The 21,353-nt window shown below is 69.1% G+C and carries 21 protein-coding genes and 1 riboswitch; of the genes, 6 read left to right on the top strand and 15 right to left on the bottom strand.

Annotated features, from left to right (window positions below):
- Nucleotide 1 precedes the first annotated feature (1 nt).
- From cobN to JC881_RS20350, 14 genes are all read right to left on the bottom strand, one after another.
- Entirely contained in the window at nt 2–4,027 is a 4,026-nt protein-coding gene (gene cobN / locus JC881_RS20415) for a cobaltochelatase subunit CobN (RefSeq protein ID WP_198787522.1), read from the bottom strand.
- Nucleotides 4,024–4,380: a DUF2149 domain-containing protein gene (locus JC881_RS20410; RefSeq protein WP_198787521.1), complete on the bottom strand. Its 357-nt coding sequence runs from the start codon at nt 4,378–4,380 to the stop codon at nt 4,024–4,026. The genes cobN and JC881_RS20410 overlap by 4 nt, the downstream gene beginning before the upstream one ends.
- Complete coding sequence (locus tag JC881_RS20405; RefSeq protein ID WP_198787520.1) at nt 4,377–4,850, bottom strand: MotA/TolQ/ExbB proton channel family protein; 474 nt, start codon at nt 4,848–4,850, stop codon at nt 4,377–4,379. The genes JC881_RS20410 and JC881_RS20405 overlap by 4 nt, the downstream gene beginning before the upstream one ends.
- Entirely contained in the window at nt 4,850–5,545 is a 696-nt protein-coding gene (bluB, locus tag JC881_RS20400) for a 5,6-dimethylbenzimidazole synthase (RefSeq protein WP_198787519.1), read from the bottom strand. The genes JC881_RS20405 and bluB overlap by 1 nt, the downstream gene beginning before the upstream one ends.
- A 5-nt stretch (nt 5,546–5,550) precedes the next feature.
- A complete protein-coding gene (gene cobO / locus JC881_RS20395) occupies nt 5,551–6,120 on the bottom strand; it encodes a cob(I)yrinic acid a,c-diamide adenosyltransferase (RefSeq protein ID WP_198787518.1) in 570 nt (189 codons plus the stop codon).
- A gap of 11 nt (nt 6,121–6,131) precedes the next feature.
- Entirely contained in the window at nt 6,132–6,905 is a 774-nt protein-coding gene (locus JC881_RS20390; RefSeq protein WP_198787517.1) for an ABC transporter ATP-binding protein, read from the bottom strand.
- On the bottom strand, nt 6,902–7,912 hold the full coding sequence (locus JC881_RS20385; RefSeq protein WP_198787584.1) for a FecCD family ABC transporter permease: 1,011 nt from the start codon (nt 7,910–7,912) through the stop codon (nt 6,902–6,904). Before JC881_RS20385 ends, JC881_RS20390 begins: the two co-directional genes overlap by 4 nt.
- A 23-nt stretch (nt 7,913–7,935) precedes the next feature.
- Nucleotides 7,936–8,805 (bottom strand): ABC transporter substrate-binding protein, encoded by an 870-nt coding sequence (locus tag JC881_RS20380; RefSeq protein WP_198787516.1) that lies wholly within the window; start codon nt 8,803–8,805, stop codon nt 7,936–7,938.
- Entirely contained in the window at nt 8,805–9,380 is a 576-nt protein-coding gene (locus JC881_RS20375; protein WP_198787515.1) for a bifunctional adenosylcobinamide kinase/adenosylcobinamide-phosphate guanylyltransferase, read from the bottom strand. Before JC881_RS20375 ends, JC881_RS20380 begins: the two co-directional genes overlap by 1 nt.
- The gene (locus JC881_RS20370; RefSeq protein ID WP_198787514.1) at nt 9,370–10,791 is read right to left on the bottom strand and encodes a cobyrinate a,c-diamide synthase; all 1,422 of its coding nucleotides are present in this window, start codon (nt 10,789–10,791) and stop codon (nt 9,370–9,372) included. The genes JC881_RS20375 and JC881_RS20370 overlap by 11 nt, the downstream gene beginning before the upstream one ends.
- Nucleotides 10,776–12,710 (bottom strand): TonB-dependent receptor domain-containing protein, encoded by a 1,935-nt coding sequence (locus tag JC881_RS20365; protein WP_198787513.1) that lies wholly within the window; start codon nt 12,708–12,710, stop codon nt 10,776–10,778. The genes JC881_RS20370 and JC881_RS20365 overlap by 16 nt, the downstream gene beginning before the upstream one ends.
- A 103-nt stretch (nt 12,711–12,813) precedes the next feature.
- Nucleotides 12,814–13,077: riboswitch (cobalamin riboswitch) on the bottom strand.
- 64 nt (nt 13,078–13,141) lie between these two features.
- The gene (locus JC881_RS20360; RefSeq protein WP_443083363.1) at nt 13,142–13,681 is read right to left on the bottom strand and encodes a RidA family protein; all 540 of its coding nucleotides are present in this window, start codon (nt 13,679–13,681) and stop codon (nt 13,142–13,144) included.
- Nucleotides 13,682–13,743: 62 nt separating this feature from the next.
- Nucleotides 13,744–14,166, bottom strand: a complete 423-nt coding sequence (locus tag JC881_RS20355; protein ID WP_233101923.1) for a c-type cytochrome — start codon at nt 14,164–14,166, stop codon at nt 13,744–13,746.
- Nucleotides 14,167–14,191: 25 nt separating this feature from the next.
- Nucleotides 14,192–15,790: a flavin monoamine oxidase family protein gene (locus JC881_RS20350; protein WP_198787510.1), complete on the bottom strand. Its 1,599-nt coding sequence runs from the start codon at nt 15,788–15,790 to the stop codon at nt 14,192–14,194.
- A gap of 115 nt (nt 15,791–15,905) precedes the next feature.
- Here JC881_RS20350 and JC881_RS20345 point away from each other — a divergent pair, with 115 nt between their 5' ends.
- The 4 genes from JC881_RS20345 to JC881_RS20330 all read left to right on the top strand — a co-directional run bounded on the left by JC881_RS20345 (nt 15,906) and on the right by JC881_RS20330 (nt 18,084).
- A complete protein-coding gene (locus JC881_RS20345) occupies nt 15,906–16,130 on the top strand; it encodes a hypothetical protein (protein ID WP_042581495.1) in 225 nt (74 codons plus the stop codon).
- A complete protein-coding gene (locus tag JC881_RS20340) occupies nt 16,127–16,462 on the top strand; it encodes a cell division protein ZapA (RefSeq protein WP_198787509.1) in 336 nt (111 codons plus the stop codon). The genes JC881_RS20345 and JC881_RS20340 overlap by 4 nt, the downstream gene beginning before the upstream one ends.
- A gap of 282 nt (nt 16,463–16,744) precedes the next feature.
- Complete coding sequence (locus tag JC881_RS20335) at nt 16,745–17,566, top strand: sulfite exporter TauE/SafE family protein (RefSeq protein WP_198787508.1); 822 nt, start codon at nt 16,745–16,747, stop codon at nt 17,564–17,566.
- A 92-nt stretch (nt 17,567–17,658) separates the two neighbouring features.
- Nucleotides 17,659–18,084 (top strand): universal stress protein, encoded by a 426-nt coding sequence (locus JC881_RS20330; RefSeq protein ID WP_198787507.1) that lies wholly within the window; start codon nt 17,659–17,661, stop codon nt 18,082–18,084.
- Between the two features lie 7 nt (nt 18,085–18,091).
- On the opposite strand, the gene JC881_RS20325 is transcribed toward JC881_RS20330, so the two are convergent.
- Nucleotides 18,092–19,063: a helix-turn-helix domain-containing protein gene (locus JC881_RS20325; protein ID WP_198787506.1), complete on the bottom strand. Its 972-nt coding sequence runs from the start codon at nt 19,061–19,063 to the stop codon at nt 18,092–18,094.
- Between the two features lie 177 nt (nt 19,064–19,240).
- Here JC881_RS20325 and JC881_RS20320 point away from each other — a divergent pair, with 177 nt between their 5' ends.
- Nucleotides 19,241–20,275 carry a carbon-nitrogen hydrolase family protein gene (locus JC881_RS20320; RefSeq protein WP_198787505.1) on the top strand — a complete coding sequence of 345 codons (1,035 nt, stop codon included), beginning with the start codon at nt 19,241–19,243 and terminating at the stop codon, nt 20,273–20,275.
- Nucleotides 20,276–20,291: 16 nt separating this feature from the next.
- Nucleotides 20,292–21,353, top strand: a complete 1,062-nt coding sequence (locus tag JC881_RS20315) for a phenylacetaldoxime dehydratase family protein (protein WP_198787504.1) — start codon at nt 20,292–20,294, stop codon at nt 21,351–21,353.

Raw genomic sequence — 21,353 nt, 5'->3', positions numbered from 1 at the left:
ATCAGGCATGGGCCGGCGATGCTCGGCCGCGCCGCCACTGCGCCAGCGCGCCGAGTGCGACCAGCATGGCGGCGCCGAGCGCGACCCAAAATCGCAGCGCGCCCGCCTCGGCCTTCGGCGGCGGCGCTTCGTCGGGCGTGGGTTCGAGCTTGAGGCCGGTCACGGGCTGCGTGCCTTCCTGTGCGGGCGCCTCCGCTGCCTTTTCGGGCACTTGTGCGGCACTCGCTTCGACCGGCGCCGCGGCTGGCGCCCTTCGCACCTCGACCGGCGCGGCAGCCCGCGGCGCCAGCTCGGCCTGCACGAAGCGCTGCACCCCGGCGTTGCGCTCGCGCAGCCCGGTGGCGCGCACCGCCTCGTCGTAGGCCTTCGCGAGTTCGCGCCGCGTCGCGGCATCGGGCCTCCAGTAGTCCAGCCGCACCGCATCGAGCATGCGCTCCAGCGTCTGCGCGAAGGCGGCGCGGTTGTCGCCCTCCAGCCATTCGCGTGTGCCGATCCGGTACTTGTCGCGCACGTACACGTCGTGCAGCGATTGCCACTGGTCCTGCCGCACCGCCGCGGGCGCGGTGACCTGCCACCCCCAGAGGAACTGCGCGGTCTTGAGCACCTGCAGCGTGCCGCTGTAGCCCTCGGCTTTCTGCGCTTCGATCCATTGCGGGTGCAGGTAGCGCGTCTGCATTTCGCGCGCGATGGCGCCGGCTGCGGTGTCGGTGCGCACAGCGCCGGCGTCGCGCAGGTTCTGCACGTAGAGCGCCGGGTCCTTGCCCGTGAGCTGGCGCACGGCCTGTGCGATGCCGCCCAAGTACTGGAACGGATCGTCGTTGGTGAGCACGCCGTAGAGATTCGACGTGCGTGCCATCAGCGCCGCATCGACCTGCGCGAGATTGCCCGCGAAGGCACCGGGGCGCGCCGCGCCGTCGAGTCCCTGGCCATACGCATGACCCATGCGGTCCATGTAGAGCTGCGCCATCTGCGCATCGCCGCCACCGCGGCGCTGCGAAGTCCACACGTCGCTCGCGAGCGCAGCTTCTTCGAGCCCGGCACCGTAGCTGCCCTGCTCGTTCGAGAACACGCGCGCGGTCGACCAGCGCCTGGCCTCGGCCGGCGTGGCGCCTTCCGCGCGCAGCTTGCGGGCCAGCGCCGCGCTGTGCTGCGCGACCGCATTGCCCGGTTCGTCCAGCGCCGCGACCTGCTGCACCGCCTCGTCGAGCCAGCGCATCACGTTCGGGAACTGGTCGCGGTACGAGCCCGTGACGCTGACCAGCACATCCATGCGCGGCCGCTTCAGCACCGATGCGGGCAGGACCTCGATGCCGGCGATGCGCCCCGCCTCGTCCCAGCGCGGCTTCACGCCCATGGCGTAGAAGGCCTGGCTCTCCAGCACGCCCTGGTGGCGCGAGGCCTCGCCGGCCCAGAGGGTGAAGGCGATTTTTTCTGGCGGCTTGCCGGCATGGGCCTTGGCGTGCTCGGCGATCCACGCGTCCATCGCAGCGACGCCGATGTCCCACGCGGCGCGCGTCGGCACGCGGCTCGGGTCGAAGCCGTAGAGGTTGCGGCCGGCCGGCAGGCTGTCGGGGTTGCGCACCGGGTCGCCGCCGTAGCTGGCCTTGAGGTAGCGGCCGTCGAGCGCGGTGAGCAGGCCTTCGATTTCTTCGTTGTTAGCGAGCGCGGTGTCGATCTTTTGCGCGCGCAGGGCCATGGTTCGCAGCGCCTTGGCATCCGCGCCCATTGCGCTCGCGGCATCGGCGTCCTTGACCGCCACCTCGACCCATCGTGCGAGGCGCGAAGCCGCGATGTTCTTCGCATCGATCAGGAAGGCCTCGTCGACGTCTTCGCCCAACGCTTCGGCCAAGGGCTTGCCGAGGATCTGCAGGATCGTCATGCGCCGCCGCTCGGCATCGGGCGCCTGCCCGAAGGTCGCAAGGCCCAGCGGCTGCGCGGTCTGCGCGAGTTCATCGAGGTACGGATGCAGCACCGCGATGAAGCCCGCGAAGTCGGCGCGAATCCGTGCAGGCGTCCATTTCAGGTCGCGGTCGTAGCGCTGTTCGACGAACTCCGCCGCGAGCTGCTTTTCCATCGCGCGCTTCACCGGCCCGGGCGACAGCGTTTCCCAGTCGTGCATGCGCTCGTGCATCGCTTGCACGCCGGGGCGAAAGCCCGCGGGCGCGAACATCGGTGTCGAATGGCTCACCATCGTCGCGCGGCCGCGGCGCTTCGCAGTGGTGGCTTCGCCGAGGTTGTCCATGATGTACGGGTAGACGTTGGGCAGGTCGCCGAGCGCCAGCAGCGGATCGTCCTGCACCGAGAGCCCGCGCTCCTTGCCGGCCGACCATTCGACCGTGCCGTGCGTGCCCACATGCACGACCGCGCTCGCACCGAACTGCGTGCGCAGCCAGAGGTACGTCGCCAGATAGCCGTGGCTCAGCGGAATGGCCGAGCGGTGGTAGACCTGCTCCGCTTTGCCGATCACCTGCGTCCCCGGCTCGAAACGCGGCGGCTGGCGCAGCACGACGACATTGCCGAACTGCACGCGCGGAATGATGAAAGCTGGTTCGCCCGCGACGGGCCGCAGCATGGTCGATTTCTCGGGCGGTCCCCAGTAGGTCTCGATGCGGCGCTGCGTCTCGGCAGGCAATGAGCGAAACCACGCGACATAGCGCGCGAGCGGCAGCGAATCGGCCAGCCCCTTGCCGAGCAGCGGCTGCAACGCATCGCCGCCATCGACCGGGTAGTACGCCTTCATCGTTGCCTGCACCTGCGCGATGAGCGCGTCCGCGCCGGGTATCTCGGTGCGGTAGCCCGCCGACTGCATCGCCGCGAGCATGTTGCTCACGCTGCGCGGCACGTTGAGAAACGACGCACCGAAATTCGCCTCGCCCGGCGGGTAGTTGTAGACCAGCATCGCGACGCGCCGGTCCGCGGGCGGCGTGCGCTGCAGGCGCAGCAGCGCGGCCGCTTTGCCGGCCACCGCATCGATCTGCGCAGGCAGCGGCTGCAGCGTGCCGCTGGCGGCATCGCGCGCGCTCACGAGCATCGGGTCGGTCATGCCGGCCAGTTCGCTCGGGCTGTAGTACGAGGCGATGTCGGTCTGCGCGAGGCCGTCCTTGCTGGCGGCCCACTGCGCGGCGTCCATCGCGAGCGATGGCAGCGTCTGCAGCACCGGCACGCCGATGCGCTCCAGCTCGGCCTTGCGCTCGTTGGGCGTGAAGACCAGCGCGGCGTTGACGATCACATCGGCCACGCGGTGCTCGTCCGCGCCGGCTGCGTGGGTCGCGTGCGTCATGCGAAAGAACAGGTCCTTCTGCTGGCGCGGGCCGTAGAAGGCGTAGGCGCGCAGGCCGCGCCGTTCGAGCGCGGCGAGCAGCGCGTCGAGCCAGCCGGTGTCGTCGCCCGTCACGGTGGCGCTGTTGATGGCGATGGCGACGGTTCCACCAGTGCCCGCCAGCCGGTCCACCGCTGCGATGTCGCTCTCGATGCGCGGCCAGCGCGGGTGATAGAAGCCCAAGAGCGGCGTCGGCACGGGGGGCGGCAGTCCGTTGACGTCGTCGATCTGCGCGAGCGCTTTCATCGCCGACTTCAGGTTGGCCGTACCGGCGAACCGCCAGTACTCGCGCAACCGCTGTGCCCAGACCGCATCGACGCCGCGCTCGGCCGCGAGGGGCGCTGCACTGGAGGCCTGCTCTTTCGCGACGAGCGCGAATTCGCCGACCAGCACATAAGGAATGGCACTGCGCGAAATCACATCGCCGAAGCGCGCCGCCGCGGCTTGCGCCACGCTGATGTGCGGCGCGTCGATCACCAGCAGCCGCGCGCCGTCAAGCGCCGCGGCGAGCGCTTCGGGCGAATCCTTGGCGGCCGACACCACCTGCAGCGGCAGCCCCACCTCGTGCGCCGCTTCCTGCAGCCGCACCACGCGCGCCGGCGACACCAGCGACGTGCTCAGCACCACGATGCGCGAAGGTTCGTCCGGCTCGGCTTGCGCGCAGAACGCCAGCGCCATCAACACGAGCCAGACGAAGACGCGCGTCACTTCCCGTCCTGCGCCGCAGGCACCGCATCCGCCGGCACATAGACCATCGTGCCGTCCTTCAGCCGCCACGCCGTACCAGCCTTCTCGCCGTCGCCCTGCCCCGTCGCGCCGCTGGCCTTGAAGCGCGTGATCTTCTGCCCTTCGCGCGTGATGATCTCCATGTCAGGCTTGCCTTCGTTGCGGATGACCGTGACCTTGTCCTGCGCAAACGGGTTCATCGGGTTGTTGATGACCGCGATCATCAGCATGCCGATCACCACCATGAACACGTCGATCAGGTTGATGGTCGAGAGCACCGGGTCGTCGTCGTCGGCATCCAGGCTGCTCAAGATCGAGAACTGGCGCCGGCTCATGACAAGCGGTCCCGCGCATCGAGCACCGTCACCAGTTCGCGCATCAGCCAGCGGCGGCGCACGGTGTAGACCACGAAGGTGATCGAGGCCGAGGCGAGCGCCACGATCACCGCGGCGAACGCGGGCGCGAGGCTCTGCGCCACGCCCTGCGACTCGCCCGACGCGACGGCGACCAGCGCCGGCCCCATCGGGATCATCGTGGCGATCAGCCCGAGCATCGGCGCCACGCGGCTGCACAGGCGCACGCCTTCGAGGTGCTTGAGCACCACCAGCTCCATCTGCTCCTGGCTCGCGCCGAGGTGGCGCTGCAGCACCAATGCGCGCGACGGGTCGCGGCGGCGCTGCAGGTATTCGATGCCGAAGGCGCCGAGGCAATACACCGCGTAGACGAAGGACAGCAGCACGCCGAGCGTCACGGGCCAGAGGAACAGGCGCGCGAGTTCGAAGAGGACGGTATCGAAGGCCAGCATCAGGCGGGTTCCACGGCGGTGGGGGCGGAAGAAAACAGGTCCGACGGCTGGCCCCAGCATTCGTCGAACACCAACGCCGAGAGCGGCTCGCGCCGGGCCCAGCGTTCGCGCTGCAGCATCGGCTCTTCGTAGAAATCGTGCACCGGGCCGAGGCACAACAGCGCGATGGGCTCGGCGCCTTCGGGCAGGCCGAGCAAGGCGCTCAATTCGACCGGATCGAACAGCGACACCCACCCCATGCCCAGCCCTTCGGCGCGCGCCGCGAGCCAGAGGTTCTGGATCGCGCAGGAGGCCGAGGCCAGGTCCATCTGCGGCAGCGTGCGGCGGCCGAACACATGACGGTCGCGATCGTCCGCGAGCGACACGGCCAGCACCTCGGCCGCATCGAGGAGGCCCTGCACCTTCAGGCGCATGAATTCGTCTTCGCGCTCGCCGAGCGCCCGCGCCGTGAGCACGCGTTCGCGCTCGACCGCGTCGTGCATGCGCTGCCGCAACGCGGCGCCGCGAATGCGGATGAAGCGCCACGGCTGCATGAAGCCGACGCTGGGCGCCTGGTGCGCCGCTTCGAGCAACCGCCGCAGCACTTCGGGCGCGACCTCGCCGCCTGCAAAGTGCCGCATGTCGCGCCGCTCGCGGATGGCGCGGTACACCGCCCTCGCCTCGTCGTCCGCGAAGGCGTGCTGCTGCTGCGCCATCGCGCTCAGTCCTCGATGCCGCGCTGCGCCGGAATGCCGGCCTTGAACGCGTGCTTGACCATCGTCATCTCGGTCACCGTATCGGCCAGCTCGATGATCTCGGGCGGGCAGCGCCGGCCGGTCAGCGCCACATGCACGTGCCTGGGCCGCGCGCGCAGCGTCTGGAGCACGCCTTCGAGCGGCAGCCAGCCGTAGATCAGCGGATAGGTGATCTCGTCGAGCACCACGAGGAAGAATTCGCCCGAGAGGATCGCCGCCTTCGCCTTCTCCCAGCCGTCCCGCGCAAGCTGCCCCGAGCGTTCGAGGTCCTGGCTCTTCCAGCTGAAGCCGTCGCCGAGTCCTTCGATCGGGATGCCGATCTGCTCGAACATGCGGTGCTCGCCGAAGCGCGCCGAAGGCACCTTCATGAACTGATAGATCTTCACGGCCTTGCCGCGGCCGTGGGCGCGCAGCGCGAGGCCGAAGGCCGCCGTGCTCTTGCCCTTGCCGTCGCCGGTGTTGACGATGACGATGCCGCGGCGTTCGCCCTCGGGCTTTTCGTAGGGCTTTGCGCTGGGGGGAGTTTCGATCTGCATGTGTGTGTTCCTTATTTCGGCAGCGCGATCCACTGGTCCGCCACGCGGTGCACGCGGATGCGGTGGTCGAACACCTGTTCGAGCGCGGTGTGGGTGGCCGGGTCGTCGCAGCCGCCGTGGTGCACCACGCGGCCCCTGTCCATCACGACCATTTCGTCGGCGGCCAGCGCCATGGGCAGTTCGTGCAGCACGCTGACCACGGTGCGGCCCTCGGCCACGAGCGTGCGGGCGGTCTGCATCCAGTCGGCCTGGTGCGGCGGGTCGAGGTTGGCGAGCGGCTCGTCCATCAGCAGCACCTGGGCCTGGACCGCGAGCGCGCGGGCCAGCAGCACGCGCTGGCGCTCACCGCCCGAGAGCTGGCCGAGCGGGCGGTCGCGCCAGTCCCAGGCCTGCGTGCTGCGCAGGGCCTGCTCCACCGCATCGCGGTCGGCGGCGCTCGGCGCGGCGAGCCAGCGCTGGTGCGGCAGGCGGCCGAGCATCGCGACGTCGTAGACCATCAGGTCGTCGGCGCTCGCCTCGCCCGTGCCGCTCTGGCCGAGCCAGGACAGGCGCTGCGCGCGGATGCGGGCCGGGATCTTGCCCTCCGCCTCGCCGAAGAGCCGCACTTCTCCGCGGTGCGCGAGCAGGCCGGCGAGCGCCTTGAGCAGCGTGGACTTGCCCGCGCCGTTCGGGCCGACGATGCTGGTCCAGCGCGCGGATGAAAGTTCAAGATCGATGCCGTGCAGCACTTCGGTCGTGCCGAGCGTGGCGCTGATGCGGCGCGCTTCGATGGCGGGGCCGCTCATGACAAACCTCCACGCGCGCTGCGGCGATGCATGAGCCACAGCAGGTAGCTGCCGCCGAGCACCGCAGTCAGCACGCCCACCGGCAATTCTTGCGGTGCGATCAGCCAGCGCGCCAGCAGGTCGGCCGCCATCAGCAGCAAGCCGCCCATCAGCGCCGCGAGCACGATCAGCCGCGCATGCGTGGTCTTGACCACCGAACGCACGAGGTGCGGCGCCGCAAGGCCGACGAACGCGATCAGGCCGGTCTGCGCCACGGCCGCGCCGGTGGCCAGCGCGAGCACCACGACCAGCGCGGCGCGCATCGCGCCGAGCGGCAGGCCGAGGCTGCGCGCGGTCGCCTCGCCGAGCGCCAAGCCGTCGAGCACCGGCGCGAGCGCCCATGCGGCCAGCAGGCACACCGCGCACACCGCGCCCATCACCGCGCAGGCGCTCCAGCCGACGAGGCCGGTGCTGCCGAGAATGAAGCCCTGGATGGCCTGCAGGATGTCGGCCGAGGCGATAGTGATCAGGTCCTTCGCGGCGCCGAGCACCACGCCAACGATCACGCCCGCAAGCAGGAGCCGCAGCGTCTGCTGCACGCCGCGCGCGAGCGTGAGCGTGAGCAGCACCGCGAGCACCGCGCCGACGAAGGCCGCGCCCGTGAGCCCGAGGCGCATCACCCATTGCGTGCTCGCGGCGGAGCCCCCGAACAGCATCAGCGCCACCGCCACGCCCAGCGAGGCGCCGGAGGCGCTGCCCAGCAGATAGGGATCGGCCAGCGGATTGCGAAACAGCCCCTGCGCCACCGCGCCCGCCAGGCCGAGCAGCGCGCCCGCGAGCCACGCGCCGAGCGTGCGCGGCAGGCGGATGTCCCACACGATCTGCAGCGCCACCGGGTCGTGCCGCGCGGCCAGCAGGCTCTCGAAGCCCGTGCTGCCGATGCCCAGGCCGAACAGCAGCAGCGCGACGCCCAGCACCAGCAGTGCCGTGCCGAAAACCACCACGCGGCGCAGGTGCGCGGTGTGCATGTGCATTTGCTTGTGCGCGGCGTTCACTGGCCCTTGTCCACCAGGCACTGCGCCATCAGGCGCGCGGCCTCGTCCATGCGCGGACCGGGCCGCACGAGCACGTCGGATTGCAGCGCGTCGAAGCGGCAGATGCGCCCTTCCCGCACCGCGCGGATGCCGCCCCAGCCGGGCCGCTGCTCCAGCCCCTGCGCGCTGCGCACGCTGACCATGATGAGGTCGGGATTGGCGCGCACCACGTACTCGGGGTTGAGCTTGGGAAACGGCCCGAGTTGGGCCGGCACGATGTTCTTCATGCCCAGCCGCGTGAGCGTCTCGCCGATGAACGACGACTCGCCCGCCGCATATGGCGTGCTGTTGACCTCGAAGTACACGCGCTTGCCGCGCGCGCTCGCGGGCACCGACTGCGCCGCCGCCGAGACGCTCGCATCGATCACGCGCCACACGCGCGGCGCCTCGTGCGTGCCCAGCACCTGGTCGAGCTTGTCGAGCACGCGCTGCACGTCGGCATGGCTCTTGGGTTCGAGCACCAGCACCTTCAGGCCCAGCGCCTCGAGCCGCTGCGTGACGCGCGACGACTTGGCCAGCAGCACCGCATCGGGCCGGAGCGCGACGATGGCTTCCACGTTGGGCTCGATGCCGCCGCCCATCTGCGGCAACGCGCGCACCGCGGCCGGCGAGTTGGAATAGTTGTCCACGCCCACCAGCCGCTCGCAGGCGCCCAGCGCGCAGACGGATTCGGTGAGCGACGGCAACAGCGAGACGATGCGCTGCGGCGGCTGCGGCAGGCTCACGGTGGTGCCGCGTTCGTCGACCACATCGAAGGCGTGCGCCGCGAGTGCGCAGAGCGACAGGCCGATGGCGACGGCGAGCGATGAAAGCAGGCGCAGCTTCATCAGGCGGGCGCCTTCAGGCTCAGCGGCAGGCCGGCCGCCATCAGCGTCACGCGGCTGCAGGCGGCGGCCACGTCCTGGTTCAGGCGCCCGAGCGCATCGACGAAGGCGCGCGTCTCGCGGCCGAGCGGAATCACGCCCAGGCCGATTTCATTGCCCACCAGCACCACCGGTCCGCGCGCCTCGCGCAGCGCGATCTGCAGCATGGTGGCGTGCGCCGCGGGCGTGCGCGTCACCGGCCGCGCGGCTTCGCAGCGCGCCGGCATCAGCAAGTTGGTGAGCCAGAGCGTGAGGCAGTCGACCACCACCAGCGTCTCGGGCGCGCTCTGCGTGACGATGGCGCGCGCGAGTTCGACCGGCTCCTCGATGGTGCGCATGCCGGGCACGCGCTCGGCGCGGTCGGCCTGGTGGCGCACGATGCGCTCGAGCATCTCGTCGTCGTAAGCCTGGGCGGTGGCGATCAGCACGGCACGGTGGGTGCCGGGCGCGGCGGCGAGCCAGTCGATGGCGCGCTGCTCGGCGCGGCGCGACTTGCCGCTCTTCTGGCCACCGAGGATGAATTCGTGCTCAACGCTCATCGATCTCTTCCTTTGCTGCGTCGTTGTCCAGCGCGATCGGCATGGCGCCGAAGAGCCGCGCCGTGGCCTCGGGGCTGGAGGCGAACCATGCGTGGAAATAGCTGGCCCGCACCGGGCCATGCACATAGAAGGCCTCGCCGCCGCGCGCGCCGACGGGCTGCGTGGCGCCGGGCCGCGCGGTGTGGGCGGAAGGCGCGAGCGGCGTTTCGCAGCGCGAATAGTGGAACGTGTGGCCGCGCAGGGTGTGGCTTCCAAGTTCAAGCTGTTGCGGTCCGAGGCCGGCGAGGCGCTTCTGCATCGTCACGCGGCCGGGGAGCAGGCCCCAGAGGCGGTGAACGTGCTGCGGCTCTTCGCCAGCGTGCGTGGCCAGTTCATCGAACAGCGCCATCATGCCGCCGCACTCGGCCCAGATGGGCTTGCCTGCTTCGGCATGCGCGGCCAATGAGGCGCGCATCGGCTCGTTCGCCGACAGGGCCTCGGCATGCAGCTCGGGGTAGCCGCCCGGCAGCCAGACCGCATCGCACGCTGGCAACGCATCGCCTGCGAGCGGCGAGAAAAACACGAGCCGCGCACCGAGCGCCGAGAGCACATCGAGGTTGGCGGGATAGATGAAAGAGAACGCCGCATCGCGCGCGATGGCGATGGTGCGGCCCTTCAGCAATTGCGTAGCGGCTGTATCTTGCGTCGATGCGGCATCGAAGCGCACCTGCGGCAGTTGCGAGACCGGCAACTGGCCCAGCGGCGTTTCCGCCAGTACATCGGCCGCCGCATCGAGCCGTGCCATCGCGTCGTCGAGTTCGCCCGCGCCCACAAGGCCCAGATGGCGCTCGGGCAACGCGAACCGCGCGTCGCGCAGCAAGGCGCCCATCCATTGCGAAGGCTCCCGCAACGCGTCCTTCAGCATGCCCGCGTGCCGCTCGCTCGCCACGCGATTGGCCAGCACGCCGGCCCACGGCAGGCCGGGCCTGAAGTTCTGCAGGCCATAGGCCAGCGCCCCGAAGGTGCCGGCCATCGCATGCGCATCGATCACCGCGAGCACCGGCAAGCCGAAGCGCTCGGCGAGGTCGGCCGCGCTCGGCGTGCCGTCGAACAGGCCCATCACGCCTTCGACGATCACGAGGTCGGCCTCGGCCGCCGCGGCATGCAGGCGCGCCCGGCAATCGGCCTCGCCCGTCATCCAGAGGTCCAGCGAATGCACCGGCGCGCCGGTGGCGAGCGCGAGCCAGTGCGGGTCGAGAAAGTCCGGCCCGCACTTGAAGGCGCGCACCCGCCGGCCCTGGCGCGCATGCAGCCGCGCGAGCGCGGCGGCCACCGTGGTCTTGCCCTGCCCCGAGGCGGGCGCGGCCACCAGCACCGCGGCGCAGGTGGCTGCGGCGTGTCGTGGCGAGCGGTTGGTTACTGCGGTGTCCACTTGAGGCCGAGGTAGGCGCTGCGGCCCCCGTTGGCGTAGAGCCGTGCGAACTGGTAGTCCTTGTCGCCCACATTGTCGATGCGGGCGATGAGGTTCAGGTCGCGCGTGATCTGCGTGCTGGCCGAGAGGTTCAGCAGCGTGTAGCCGCCCAGCTTGACGGTGTTGGCCGTGTCGTCGAAGCGCTGGCTGGAGGCCTGCACCTCGGCGCCCAGCGTCCAGCCGGCCACGCGCCAGTCGGCGCCCAGCGTGCCGTGGCGCTTGGCGCGCCGCGCGAGCAGGTTGCCGGTGTCGGCGTCCTTGGGGTCCTGCACGTCGAACGAGGCGCGCAACGTGACGTCGCCCAGGCGCTGGCTGGCCGAGAGCGTCGCGCCCTGCAGCGTGGCGCGGTTCACGTTGGTGTAGCAGCCGAACGCCGAGGCGCAGCCCTTGGCGGTACCGACGAAGTTGATCAGGTCGCGCACGCGGTTGCGGTAAACCACGATGCCGGCGGTGGTGCCGTCCTTGGCGTAGTTCAGGCCCAGCTCGACGTTGCGGCTGTCCTCGGGCCTGAGCGTCGCGATGCCGTATTCGCTGAAGCGCTGGTAGAGCGTCGGTACGCGGAAGGCCGTCCCGGCCGACGCGGTGAAGCGCAGCGACGGCAGGATGGCGAAGCCGTAGGCGGCGCTGCCGGTGGTCTTGCCGCCGAACTCGCTGTCCTTGTCGCGGCGCACGTGCAGCTGCAGCGAATGCGGGCCCTGCACGAAGCCGTAGCCGAGCGACAGGGCGTTCTGCGAGCGGTCTTGCGACAGGAGCTTGGCCGAGGTGGTGGGCGCGTTCTCCAGCGCGTCTTCGCGGCGCTCCAGCGTGGCCGTCACCAGGTGCGGGCCGAAGCGCAATTCGTTCTGGAACAGGTAGCCGCGCAGGTTGGTTTCGGTGCGGTAGAACGAGGGCTGCGTCTTGTAGACCGATTGCGAGTCGGTCACCTGCACGCGGGTGCTGTAGATGTCGTTCCACTTGGCCGACCAGGTGAGGCCCGCGGTGCGCAGCGTGTTGGTCGAGACGTCGTTCTTGAAGAGGATCGGCGGCTTGGTCCTGAAGCTCACCGAGGGGTCGTAGCCGGCTTCGATGTTGCTCTGGAGCAAGGTGGCGTCGATGCGCTGGTCGGGCGTGATCTGGAAACCCAGCTTCAGGTTGCCCGACGTGCTGCGGTAGCCGTCGCGGTCGGGGCTGGTGAAGCCGTCCTTCGAAGGCGTGCGCTTGTCGGCGGGCTGCACGTTGAAGCCCTTGCTCTCTTCGTGCGCGACGCCGAACGAGTAGTCGAACAGGCCCGACTTGCCGCTCACGCCGCCTTCGATCTTGCGCAGGCCGTGGCTGCCGAATCCGATGCCCGCGTAGGGCGAGACGCCCTCTTCGCCGCGCTTGGTGAAGAGCTGGATCACGCCGCCGATGGCGTCCGACCCATACACCGCGGCCGCTGGTCCGCGCAGCACTTCGATGCGGTCGATCTGCGAGAGCGGAATGCTTTCCCAGCCGGCGCCGCCGGTGGTCTGCGAATCGATGCGCACGCCGTCCAGGTAGACGGCGGTGAAGCGCGTTTCCGCGCCGCGGATGAAGAGGCTGGTGGTGTTGCCCACGCTGCCGTTGCGCGTGATCTCGATGCCCGGCTGGCGCGCCAGCACGTCGGCCACGCCGGTCGCGCCGCTGCGCTCGATGGTCTCGCGGTCGATGATGGACACGTCGCCCACCAGGTCCGACAACGGCTGCGGCGTGCGGTTGGCGGTGACCACCGTCTGGGGCAGCGCGGGCGTGGCGTCCTGCGCGAGCGCGGACAGCGGGATCAGCGCGAGGCCGCCGAAGGCCGAGGCCAGCGCGAGCGGCAGGCAGGCGAGAGAGCGGCGCGCAGGAGCGCGGCCGCGGGAAAGAGAAACGCAGGAAGTCATGGATCAGCCGAACGAACGTCAATGCCCCTGGCCGGCCTCCCCGCCGGCGCCTCGGGGCGCAATGACCGCCCCAGGCACGAACCGTTTCATCGGTTCATTGCATGCGGCAGCCGCCTTGTTGGCCGGTATCCGGGCTGGCAGAACGGCCCCTGCCGCCTTCCCAGGCACCTGTTTCAGGGCGCCCAGTGGCTGGATGGAAAGGGGTGGCGCCTTGCGGCGTCGTCTGCTTGACCGTTGCGGGGGCAGCGCAGGCGGCTTCGGCCTTGTTCCGATGTCCGGCTTGCGGACCCTCGGGGCGTTCACTCCTGCTTCCCGTTGAACTGCGCCGTGCGAACCACGGCGCGAGCACCAACGGGCGGGATTTTAGGCCCTTCGGCAGCGGCGCTAAGCCGAAAGTTTTGGCTGCCGCGCCCATCGGGCCGCTGGTGAGGCTACTTCGATGGGGCCGGGCGGACCGCCATCACCTCGATCTCGACCAGGTACGCCGGGTTGGCCAGTGCCGCCACCTGCATGGCCGAGCGCACCGGCAGCTTCGGTTGCGCGGTGGTGCCGAAGAACTGGGTGTAGCCCTCCATGAAGCCGACGAAGTCCATCTTGTTGTCCTTGGCCGGATCGCCGACCAGGAACACCTGCATCTTCACCACGTCGCCCATCGTGAGGCCCAGGCCCGTGAGGCTCTTCTCGATGGCTTTGAGCACGCCGACGGTCTGGCCCTTGGTGTCGCCGCCATAGGCCGCGGCACTGTTCTTGGGCGCGGCCGCATCCTGCAGCGGCGGCACCTGGCCCGAGAGGTACACGTTGGTGAGCGACGACGGCACCTCGACCGCGGCCGAAATCGGAAAGGTGGAGTTCGGAATACGGTGGCGAATGACTTCGTCGGCCGCGTGCGCCGCGCCGGCGCCGGCTGCGAACAGGGCGGCGGCGAGCGCCAGTGGCTGGGTCTTGGTGAACAGGGTCATGGTCATGGTCATGCGTGTTGTCTCTCTGCTGGGGTGGTGGACGAAGGAAGGATCCGGTGAATGCCGCAACGCGGTCAAGGCCGCAGCTTCTTGACGCTCTCCGCGGGAATGGCATCGGCGTACTGGTTGCCGAAATGGGTGCGCGCATAGCCGACCACCGAGGCGATCTGCTCGTCGCTGAGCATCTTGCCGAAGGCGGGCATGCCCTTCTGGCCGTTGATGACGACATAGAGCGGGTACTCCGCGCTGGCCAGGCGCGGGTTCGATGCGAGCGGCGGGTAGGCGCCCGCGCCCTTCGCGCCCTGCCCTTGCGCCATGTGGCAGGCCTGGCAGGTGGCGCGGTAGATCGATTCGCCCGAGCTCTCCTGGAACCGGGGGCCGACGGAAAACGCGGGTTCGGGCGATTGCGCGAAGACCTGGCCGCTCATCGCGGCGATGGCGCCGAACGAAAGGCCGAGCAGCGCGCGCTTGAAAGTCGTGAGGTTGTTGTTGTTCATGGTGGGTGTGTCCTTTACTCTGCGTTCATGCAGCGACGGCGCGGGCGTGCAGCCGCTGGATCGCATCGAGCGACGAGAGCAGTGCGCCCTCCTGCCAGGCCGGAATGTAGGAAGCGTGTTCGCCCGCGAGCGCGATGCGCCCGTCGACCTGGCACAGGTTCTTGTAGTGCTTCTGGCGCGTCTCGTCGGTCCACATGCCGTAGCAGCCATGCGAGCCCGGCACGCGGTGCCAGCCGACGGAGATGCCGTTGTCGAATTCGCGCGCGTACTGCGGATGCAGCTGCGTGCCGAACTCGACCGCGCGGCGCACGCGCTCCTCGGGCGCCATCGCGGTGAATTCGTAGGAGTTCGGGCCGTCGAACACATAGGCCCCGAGCACCACCGCCTTGCCCTTGTCACCGTAGCGCGTCGAGGGGTACGAGATGCGCGAGATCGGCAGATCGGTGTAGCTGATGCCGCCGTAGATGTGCTCGTCTTCTTCCCAGAAGCGGCGCTTGAACTGCAGGCCGACTTTCACCGACGCGCCATAGGGCACGGCGTTGATGGCCTCCTGCATCGGCGCGCTGACCTGGACGTCGATCTGGCTCAACACCGACAGCGGAATGGTGCACAGGCACCAGTCGGCCTTGGCCTGCGTGACCGCGCCGCCCTTGGCCTCGTCGGTGTAGGTGACAGTGACGCCGCGGTCGTTCTGCTCGATCTTGGTGACCTTCGCGCCGTAGCGGATGAGGCTGCCGACTTCTTTCTGGAAGGCCTTGGCGATCATGTCCATGCCACCCACGGGCTGGAAGATCGCGCTCTGGAATTCGTAGTCTTGTCCGCTCGCGATGTAACGCCAAAGGTTCGATTGCAGCAGCTCGCTCATGTCGAGCGGCTTCGACGGCTTGGCCAGCGGCATGAGGCCGCCGCCCGCATCGACTTCATAGCCGCGGCGGTCGCTGCTGATGGTTCCTTCGCGGTAGCGGAATTGCGTGTCGAGCGCGCCCCAGCGGCGCAGGCCTTCGAGGAGTTTTTCCTTGTCTTCCTTCGTGAGCGCCGCATCGAGGTTGCCCTGCTGCGTCGCCTTGCCCAAGAGCTCGGCCACGTAGCCTTGATAGTCGGCCTGCACATGGCGATAGCGCTGCGGCTTGCCGCCATAGGCCTTGCTCGAATGCACGAGCGCGTTGTAGTTCACCTGAATGAAGGGCTCCAGCGCAACGCCCAGGCGCTTGCAGTAGCCGAGCACCGCGTGGTGATGAAAAGGTATGCGCCACGGACCGGGGTTGAAGTACTCGCCCTTGGCAAAGCCGCACTGCTGCGAGGCACCGCCGAGCTCGGTGAAGGTGTCGCCGCCGCGCAGCGTCCAGCAGCGGCCGCCCGCGCGGTTGCTGAACTCGAGCACCTTCACCGAATAGCCCGCGTTGCGCAGCTCGAGCGCGGCGGCCATGCCGGCCAGGCCCGCACCAAGAACCAGCACCGACGCACCTTTCTTCGCACCATCGAGTTTCGGAGGGCCGCTGTAATTGGACTCGGCAGCGAAACCCAGGGAGGTCATCGCCTGGTACATCGCGCCGCCGCCCGCGGTCTTGCCGATGAGCGCGAGCAGGTCGCGCCGGCTGAATAGAGTGTTGTTCTTCGTGGTCATGGAGTGGCTATAAATGTTTGAAACGCCACTGCGAAGGCAGCAGAATCCATGCCAGTCGAGGCACCGCGCGCCCTGCCGGCGGGCCCCATTCCCCGGGAAACTACAATCGCCAACCATGCCCGCCTCCAGCCCCATCGATCAGATCGCCGAGCGTGTGGAACGCTTGCTCGTGCGTCACGAAGAGGTACAGCGCACCAATGCGCTGCTCCAGGAACAGGTCGATGCGCTCACGCGCGAACGCGACGGGCTCAAGTCGCGGCTCGCCGCGGCACGCACGCGCCTGGATGCGCTGCTCGAGCGGCTGCCGGCTGAACCACCTCCCGAAGACTCCACCGCATGAAGCAGATAGAAGTACAGATCATGGGCCAGAGCTATTTGCTCGGCTGTCCCGACGGCGGCGAGCCGCAGCTGCGCGATGCGGTCGAACGCGTGGATGCGGCGATGTGCAAGATCCGCGATGCGGGAAAAGTCAAGGCGCGCGATCGCATCGCGGTGCTGGCTTCGCTGAACCTGGCCTTCGATCTCGCGGCGCAACAGGCCACTGCTGTTGCAGCGCCTGTCGCAACAGCGCCCGCGCCTGCCACGGCCGAGCCTGGCGAGGTCGATGCCAAGGCCACCCAGCTCATTCAAAAGCTCGATCAGGCACTGGCCGGCGATGGTCATTTGCTCTGAATGAACACCATGGACGCATACGGAGCGTAAAATCCGAACTGTCTGCGGTGCGCGTCGGGCTTAATATTTCCTTGTTCCAATGCTCTCCGGAGCCGGGCTTGGTACATCGCTTGACGGGCGTGATCATCTCGCGTCAGATGAACCCGAAGTCTTGCTGCCCTCGCCCACCTGAACCCTGGTTCAGGATGCGGGTTCGGCGCCCACTTGCAGACACCTTTTTTCATCGGCACGGCCCCCAGCACACACTGCTCGGGGCCGTTGCTTTGTCCGAAGACCCGCAGCGTGACCGATCTCCTCGACCCCCTCCTGATTCTTGAACTGGCCGCGCTCGGCCTTGGCACCGGCTTTCTCGCGGGGCTCCTGGGCATCGGCGGCGGCATGCTGATGGTGCCCTTCATCACGATCATCATGGGTCACCGCGGCGTGTCCTCCGACCTCGCGGTGAAGATGGCGATCGCCACCTCGATGGCCACGATCATCTTCACTTCGGTATCGAGCGTGCGCGCGCACCACAAGCGCGGCGCGGTGCGCTGGGACATCGTCAAGCGCCTGGCGCCCGGCATCGTGATCGGCAGCCTGGCAGGCAGCCTGGGCGTGTTCGCGCTGCTCAAGGGCACGGCGCTGGCGATCTTCTTCGCGCTCTTCGTGGGCTTCTCGGCCACGCAGATGTTCCTGGACAGGAAGCCCAAGCCCACGCGCCAGATGCCGGGCACCGGCGGCCAGCTCGCCGCGGGCGGCGCGATCGGCTTCATCTCGGGCCTGGTGGGCGCGGGCGGCGGCTTCATCAGCGTGCCGTTCATGACGTGGTGCAACATCTCGATCCACAACGCGGTGGCCACGAGCGCGGCGCTGGGCTTTCCGATCGCAGTGGCCAACGTGGTGGGCTATGCGATCAGCGGCCAGTCGATGCAGGGCCTGCCCGCGGGCTCCTTCGGCTACATCTGGCTGCCGGCGCTGGTGGTGATTGCGCTGTGCAGCGTGTTCACCGCGCCGTTGGGCGCCAAGGCCGCGCACACGCTGCCCGTGAAGAAGCTCAAGCGCGTGTTCGCGAGCATCCTCTATCTGCTCGCCGCCTACATGCTCTGGAAGGGCCTGCAGGGCTGAGGCACGGGGCTGGAGCACGGGGCTGGAAATAGCCCTTCGGTTCTCGGGTGAGACCCGTTGCGACCCACTGGTCGCAGCCGTATAACGGTTTCATGAAAATCCTCATCGCCGTCGACGGCAGCGCCTACACCCGCAAGGCGCTGGACTACCTCGTCACCAACCGCGCCATGTTCGTGGACGGGCACGAGCTCATCGTGGTCCACGTGTGCACCGGCATCTCGGGCCACGTGACGCGGCATCTGAGCAAGGAGATCGTCGCGGAGTACTACGCCGAGGAAAGCGCGAAGGTGCTCGATCCGGTGAAGGCGCTTCTCGCCGAGAAGGGCGTGGGCAACTACACGATCGACAAGCGCCACGGCCACGCGGCCGAGGAAATCCTGAAGTCGGCCACCGCCGCGCACGCCGAGCTGATCGTGCTCGGCACCCATGGCCACGGTCTCTTCGGACGCGCGCTGATGGGTTCGGTCGCGACCAAGGTGATCGGCGAGACCGACATCTCGGTGCTGCTGGTCCAGTAGACCTCGGCTACTGCACCCGCGGCACCTGTGGGTGCCGCCACTCGCGCGGCGAGCAGCCGAAGCGCTCGCGGAACGCGCGGCTGAAATGCGCCGCATCGTTGAAGCCGCGCCCATACGCGATCTCCCCCACCGGCTTGCCCGCCAGGCGCGGCTCCAGCAGGTCGCGGCTGCAGGCTTCGAGCCGGCGCTCCCAGATGTACTGCGAAGGCGTCAGCGGCTCGCTCTTAAACACGCGGTGGATGTGGCTCGCCGACACCCCGAGCGATGCCGCGAGGCTGCCCATCGAGAGCGAGGGATCGGCCAACTGCTCGTCGATGCACCGCTTCACGCGCGCGAGGTGGTATGCCGTCAGATTGCTCAGCGACGGCGCACGCGCCGCAGGCAGCGTCTGCAGCCCCGCCACGAGGATGCTCTGCACCCCGTTGGCCACGGCCAGCGCCGATGCGGGCTGCAGCGTGTCGATGTCTTCCCGCAGCGTGCGGATCATGCCGAGCAGGAGATGCCCCGCGCCCTCCTTGCCCGATACCGTGGTGGCCGTCAGCGCCTCGGTGTCGCGCAGCTCGCTGCGCAGGCGCTCGCCGGGCAGCTTGAGCACGATCTGCTCGAACCTGTCGTCGAACAGCAGCTCATAGGGCCGCGTGCTGTCGTACAGCGCGAAGTCGCCCGCAGAGAGCACCGCGTCGCGCCCGTCCTGGCGCACCACGCCGCGGCCCTCGGCCTGGATGCTCACGAGGAAATAGTCGTCACCCGAGCGCGCGATGTGCCCGCTCGTGCGCATGACTTTCTGAGCGCCTGACTTGACCACCGACACGTCCAGGCTGGGCAGCGAGTGCTGCCGGATGCTGCCCTCGAAGCGGCCGATGTCGTCCGGCCGCACCGGGTCGCACCCGAGCTGCACGTAGACGTTGCAGATCATGTCGGTCCAGTAGGCCAGGCGCTGGTCGCGCGCCACGGCATCGGTGCTGAGCAACTGGTTCATGGGGGTCCCCGGAAAGCGCGTGCAACGCTGGAACAAGAACGCCGCCAGTTCGGATCAAGGCGTTCCGCGGCGGCGAATCTACGCTTCAAGCAACCCGCATGCCACCGCGCAAACCCGCGTTGGGGGTGTGCGAAGTTGTTTCATCCACCCCGCCACCATCACCTCTGGAGGTTCGCCATGCCCACCACCGTTCACCCCAAGCTGCGCGTCGCCGCCGTGCAGGCCGCGCCCGTGTTCCTCGACCTCGACGGCACCATCGACAAGACCATCGAGCTCATGGCGCAGGCCGCCGACCAGGGCGTGAAGCTCATCGCCTTTCCCGAGACCTGGGTGCCCGGCTACCCCTGGTGGATCTGGCTCGATTCGCCCGCCTGGGGCATGCAGTTCGTGCAGCGCTACCACGACAACTCGCTGGTGGTCGGCTCGGCCGAGTTCGAACGCATCGCGGAGGCTGCGCGCAAGCACCGGATCTGGGTATCGCTGGGCTACAGCGAGAAGGCGGCGGGCAGCCTCTACATCGCGCAGGCGCTCTTCGACGACCAGGGCAACACCGTGCAGACGCGGCGCAAGTTGAAGCCCACGCACGTGGAGCGCACCGTGTTCGGCGAGGGCGACGGCTCGGATCTCGCGGTGGCCGAGACGGCCATCGGCAACATCGGCTCGCTCTCGTGCTGGGAGCACCTGCAGCCGCTGAGCAAATACGCGATGTATGCGCAGAACGAGCAGATCCATTGCGGCGCATGGCCCAGTTTCTCGCTCTACCGCGGCGCCGCCTATGCGCTCGGGCCGGAGGTCAACAACGCGGCGAGCCAGGTGTATGCGGCCGAGGGCCAGTGCTTCGTGATCGCGCCGTGTGCGACCGTCTCGCCCGCGATGAGCGAGCTGATGTGCACCGACGCGGGCAAGCAGCAGATGCTGCGCACCGGCGGCGGCTTCGCGCGCATCTACGCACCCGACGGCTCGCCGCTCGGCACGCCGCTGGCCGAAGACCAGGAAGGCCTGGTGATCGCGGACATCGACCTGGGCATGATCTCGCTCGCCAAGGCCGCGGGCGACCCGAGCGGACACTACTCGCGCCCCGACGTCACGCAGCTGCTGCTCAACAAGACGCGCCGCGAGCCCGTGGTGCTGCAGCGCTCGCCCGAGCCCGATCGCAGCGCACCCGAAGCCGTGGCCGCGGGCACCGAGCCGCGCCTGCAGCTCGCGGCCTGACGTGCGGGAGCCCGCCATGGAATCCGCCATCGCCGAGCACCTGAAATGCCCCCGCACGCGGCACCGCCGCGTCGAGGACGACTACACGCCGCCCTATCCTGTCTGGTCGGCCCGCGCGCCGGCCTCGGTGACGCAGGTGGCGATGGGCTATTTCGGCGTGCAGTCGCGCGGCACGCAGATGCAGGGCCGCGCCTGCGCCGCGCTGATGAAGATCGCACGCGACTTCGCGCTGCCCGACGGGCCCGGCCATCACGACCTCACGCATTACGTGGATGCCGACGGCTTCGACAACATGGTCGCGATCGCCTACTGGGACGACGCCGCGGCCTTCGCACGCTGGAGCGCGACGCCCGCCGTCGATGCATGGTGGCGATCGGACGAACGGCTCGCCGAAGGCCTCGGCTACTTCCGCGAAATCGCCTCGCCGCGCGTCGAACACTTCGAGACCATGTTCAACACGCCGGACCGCTTCGAGGGCGTCGGCGTGGTCATGGGCGAGGTCAGCGGCGAGCTGCAGGAGCACGGCTACTGGGGGTCGATGCGCGACCGCATTGCGCTCTCGCAGACCGATGCGCTGTCGCCCTCGGGCACGCGCGCGGTCATCGCCGGCATGCCGGCACCGGGCCAGCGCGTGCGCGTCGCGGGCCACGAGAACATCGCGATGATCCGCTCCGGCCAGGAGTGGACCGAGACCACCGGCCAGGAGCGCACGCTCTACCTCGAAGACATGGAGCCAGTGCTGCGCGAAGGCATGGAGTTCCTGCGCGACCAGGGCCTGGCCATCGGCTGCTACAGCAACCGCTACATGCACCACCTCGACGCGAAGGGCGCGCCGCTGCAGAAGTCGTTCGGCCTGAGCTACTGGCGCTCGCTCGCCGACATGGAGCGCTGGGCCGAATCGCACCCGACGCACGTCGCGATCTTCGGCAGCTTCATGCGCTATGTGCAGGCGCTGAACTTCCAGTTGCAGCTGCGCGTGTACCACGAGGTGTCGGTGCTCAAGGCCGACGAGCAGAGCTACGAGTACATCAACTGCCACGCGCGCAGCGGGCTCATGAACGGGCTGGCTGCGGCATAA

This window comes from Variovorax sp. IB41 (assembly GCF_016405905.1).
GTDB lineage: Bacteria > Pseudomonadota > Gammaproteobacteria > Burkholderiales > Burkholderiaceae_C > Variovorax.
This window is presented reverse-complemented; position numbering and strand designations above follow the sequence as displayed.

Coding starts and splice junctions, on each gene's coding strand:
- cobO (WP_198787518.1), bottom strand. CDS start 6,120: ATGCAGATCGAAACTCCCCCCAGCGCAAAGCCCTACGAAAAGCCCGAG.
- JC881_RS20390 (WP_198787517.1), bottom strand. CDS start 6,905: ATGAGCGGCCCCGCCATCGAAGCGCGCCGCATCAGCGCCACGCTCGGC.
- JC881_RS20325 (WP_198787506.1), bottom strand. CDS start 19,063: ATGAACCAGTTGCTCAGCACCGATGCCGTGGCGCGCGACCAGCGCCTG.
- JC881_RS20340 (WP_198787509.1), top strand. CDS start 16,127: ATGAAGCAGATAGAAGTACAGATCATGGGCCAGAGCTATTTGCTCGGC.
- JC881_RS20355 (WP_233101923.1), bottom strand. CDS start 14,166: ATGAACAACAACAACCTCACGACTTTCAAGCGCGCGCTGCTCGGCCTT.
- JC881_RS20360 (WP_443083363.1), bottom strand. CDS start 13,681: ATGACCATGACCATGACCCTGTTCACCAAGACCCAGCCACTGGCGCTC.
- JC881_RS20385 (WP_198787584.1), bottom strand. CDS start 7,912: ATGCACACCGCGCACCTGCGCCGCGTGGTGGTTTTCGGCACGGCACTG.
- JC881_RS20380 (WP_198787516.1), bottom strand. CDS start 8,805: ATGAAGCTGCGCCTGCTTTCATCGCTCGCCGTCGCCATCGGCCTGTCG.
- JC881_RS20410 (WP_198787521.1), bottom strand. CDS start 4,380: ATGAGCCGGCGCCAGTTCTCGATCTTGAGCAGCCTGGATGCCGACGAC.
- JC881_RS20315 (WP_198787504.1), top strand. CDS start 20,292: ATGGAATCCGCCATCGCCGAGCACCTGAAATGCCCCCGCACGCGGCAC.
- JC881_RS20365 (WP_198787513.1), bottom strand. CDS start 12,710: ATGACTTCCTGCGTTTCTCTTTCCCGCGGCCGCGCTCCTGCGCGCCGC.
- JC881_RS20405 (WP_198787520.1), bottom strand. CDS start 4,850: ATGCTGGCCTTCGATACCGTCCTCTTCGAACTCGCGCGCCTGTTCCTC.
- JC881_RS20345 (WP_042581495.1), top strand. CDS start 15,906: ATGCCCGCCTCCAGCCCCATCGATCAGATCGCCGAGCGTGTGGAACGC.
- JC881_RS20320 (WP_198787505.1), top strand. CDS start 19,241: ATGCCCACCACCGTTCACCCCAAGCTGCGCGTCGCCGCCGTGCAGGCC.
- JC881_RS20375 (WP_198787515.1), bottom strand. CDS start 9,380: ATGAGCGTTGAGCACGAATTCATCCTCGGTGGCCAGAAGAGCGGCAAG.
- JC881_RS20350 (WP_198787510.1), bottom strand. CDS start 15,790: ATGACCACGAAGAACAACACTCTATTCAGCCGGCGCGACCTGCTCGCG.
- JC881_RS20330 (WP_198787507.1), top strand. CDS start 17,659: ATGAAAATCCTCATCGCCGTCGACGGCAGCGCCTACACCCGCAAGGCG.
- bluB (WP_198787519.1), bottom strand. CDS start 5,545: ATGGCGCAGCAGCAGCACGCCTTCGCGGACGACGAGGCGAGGGCGGTG.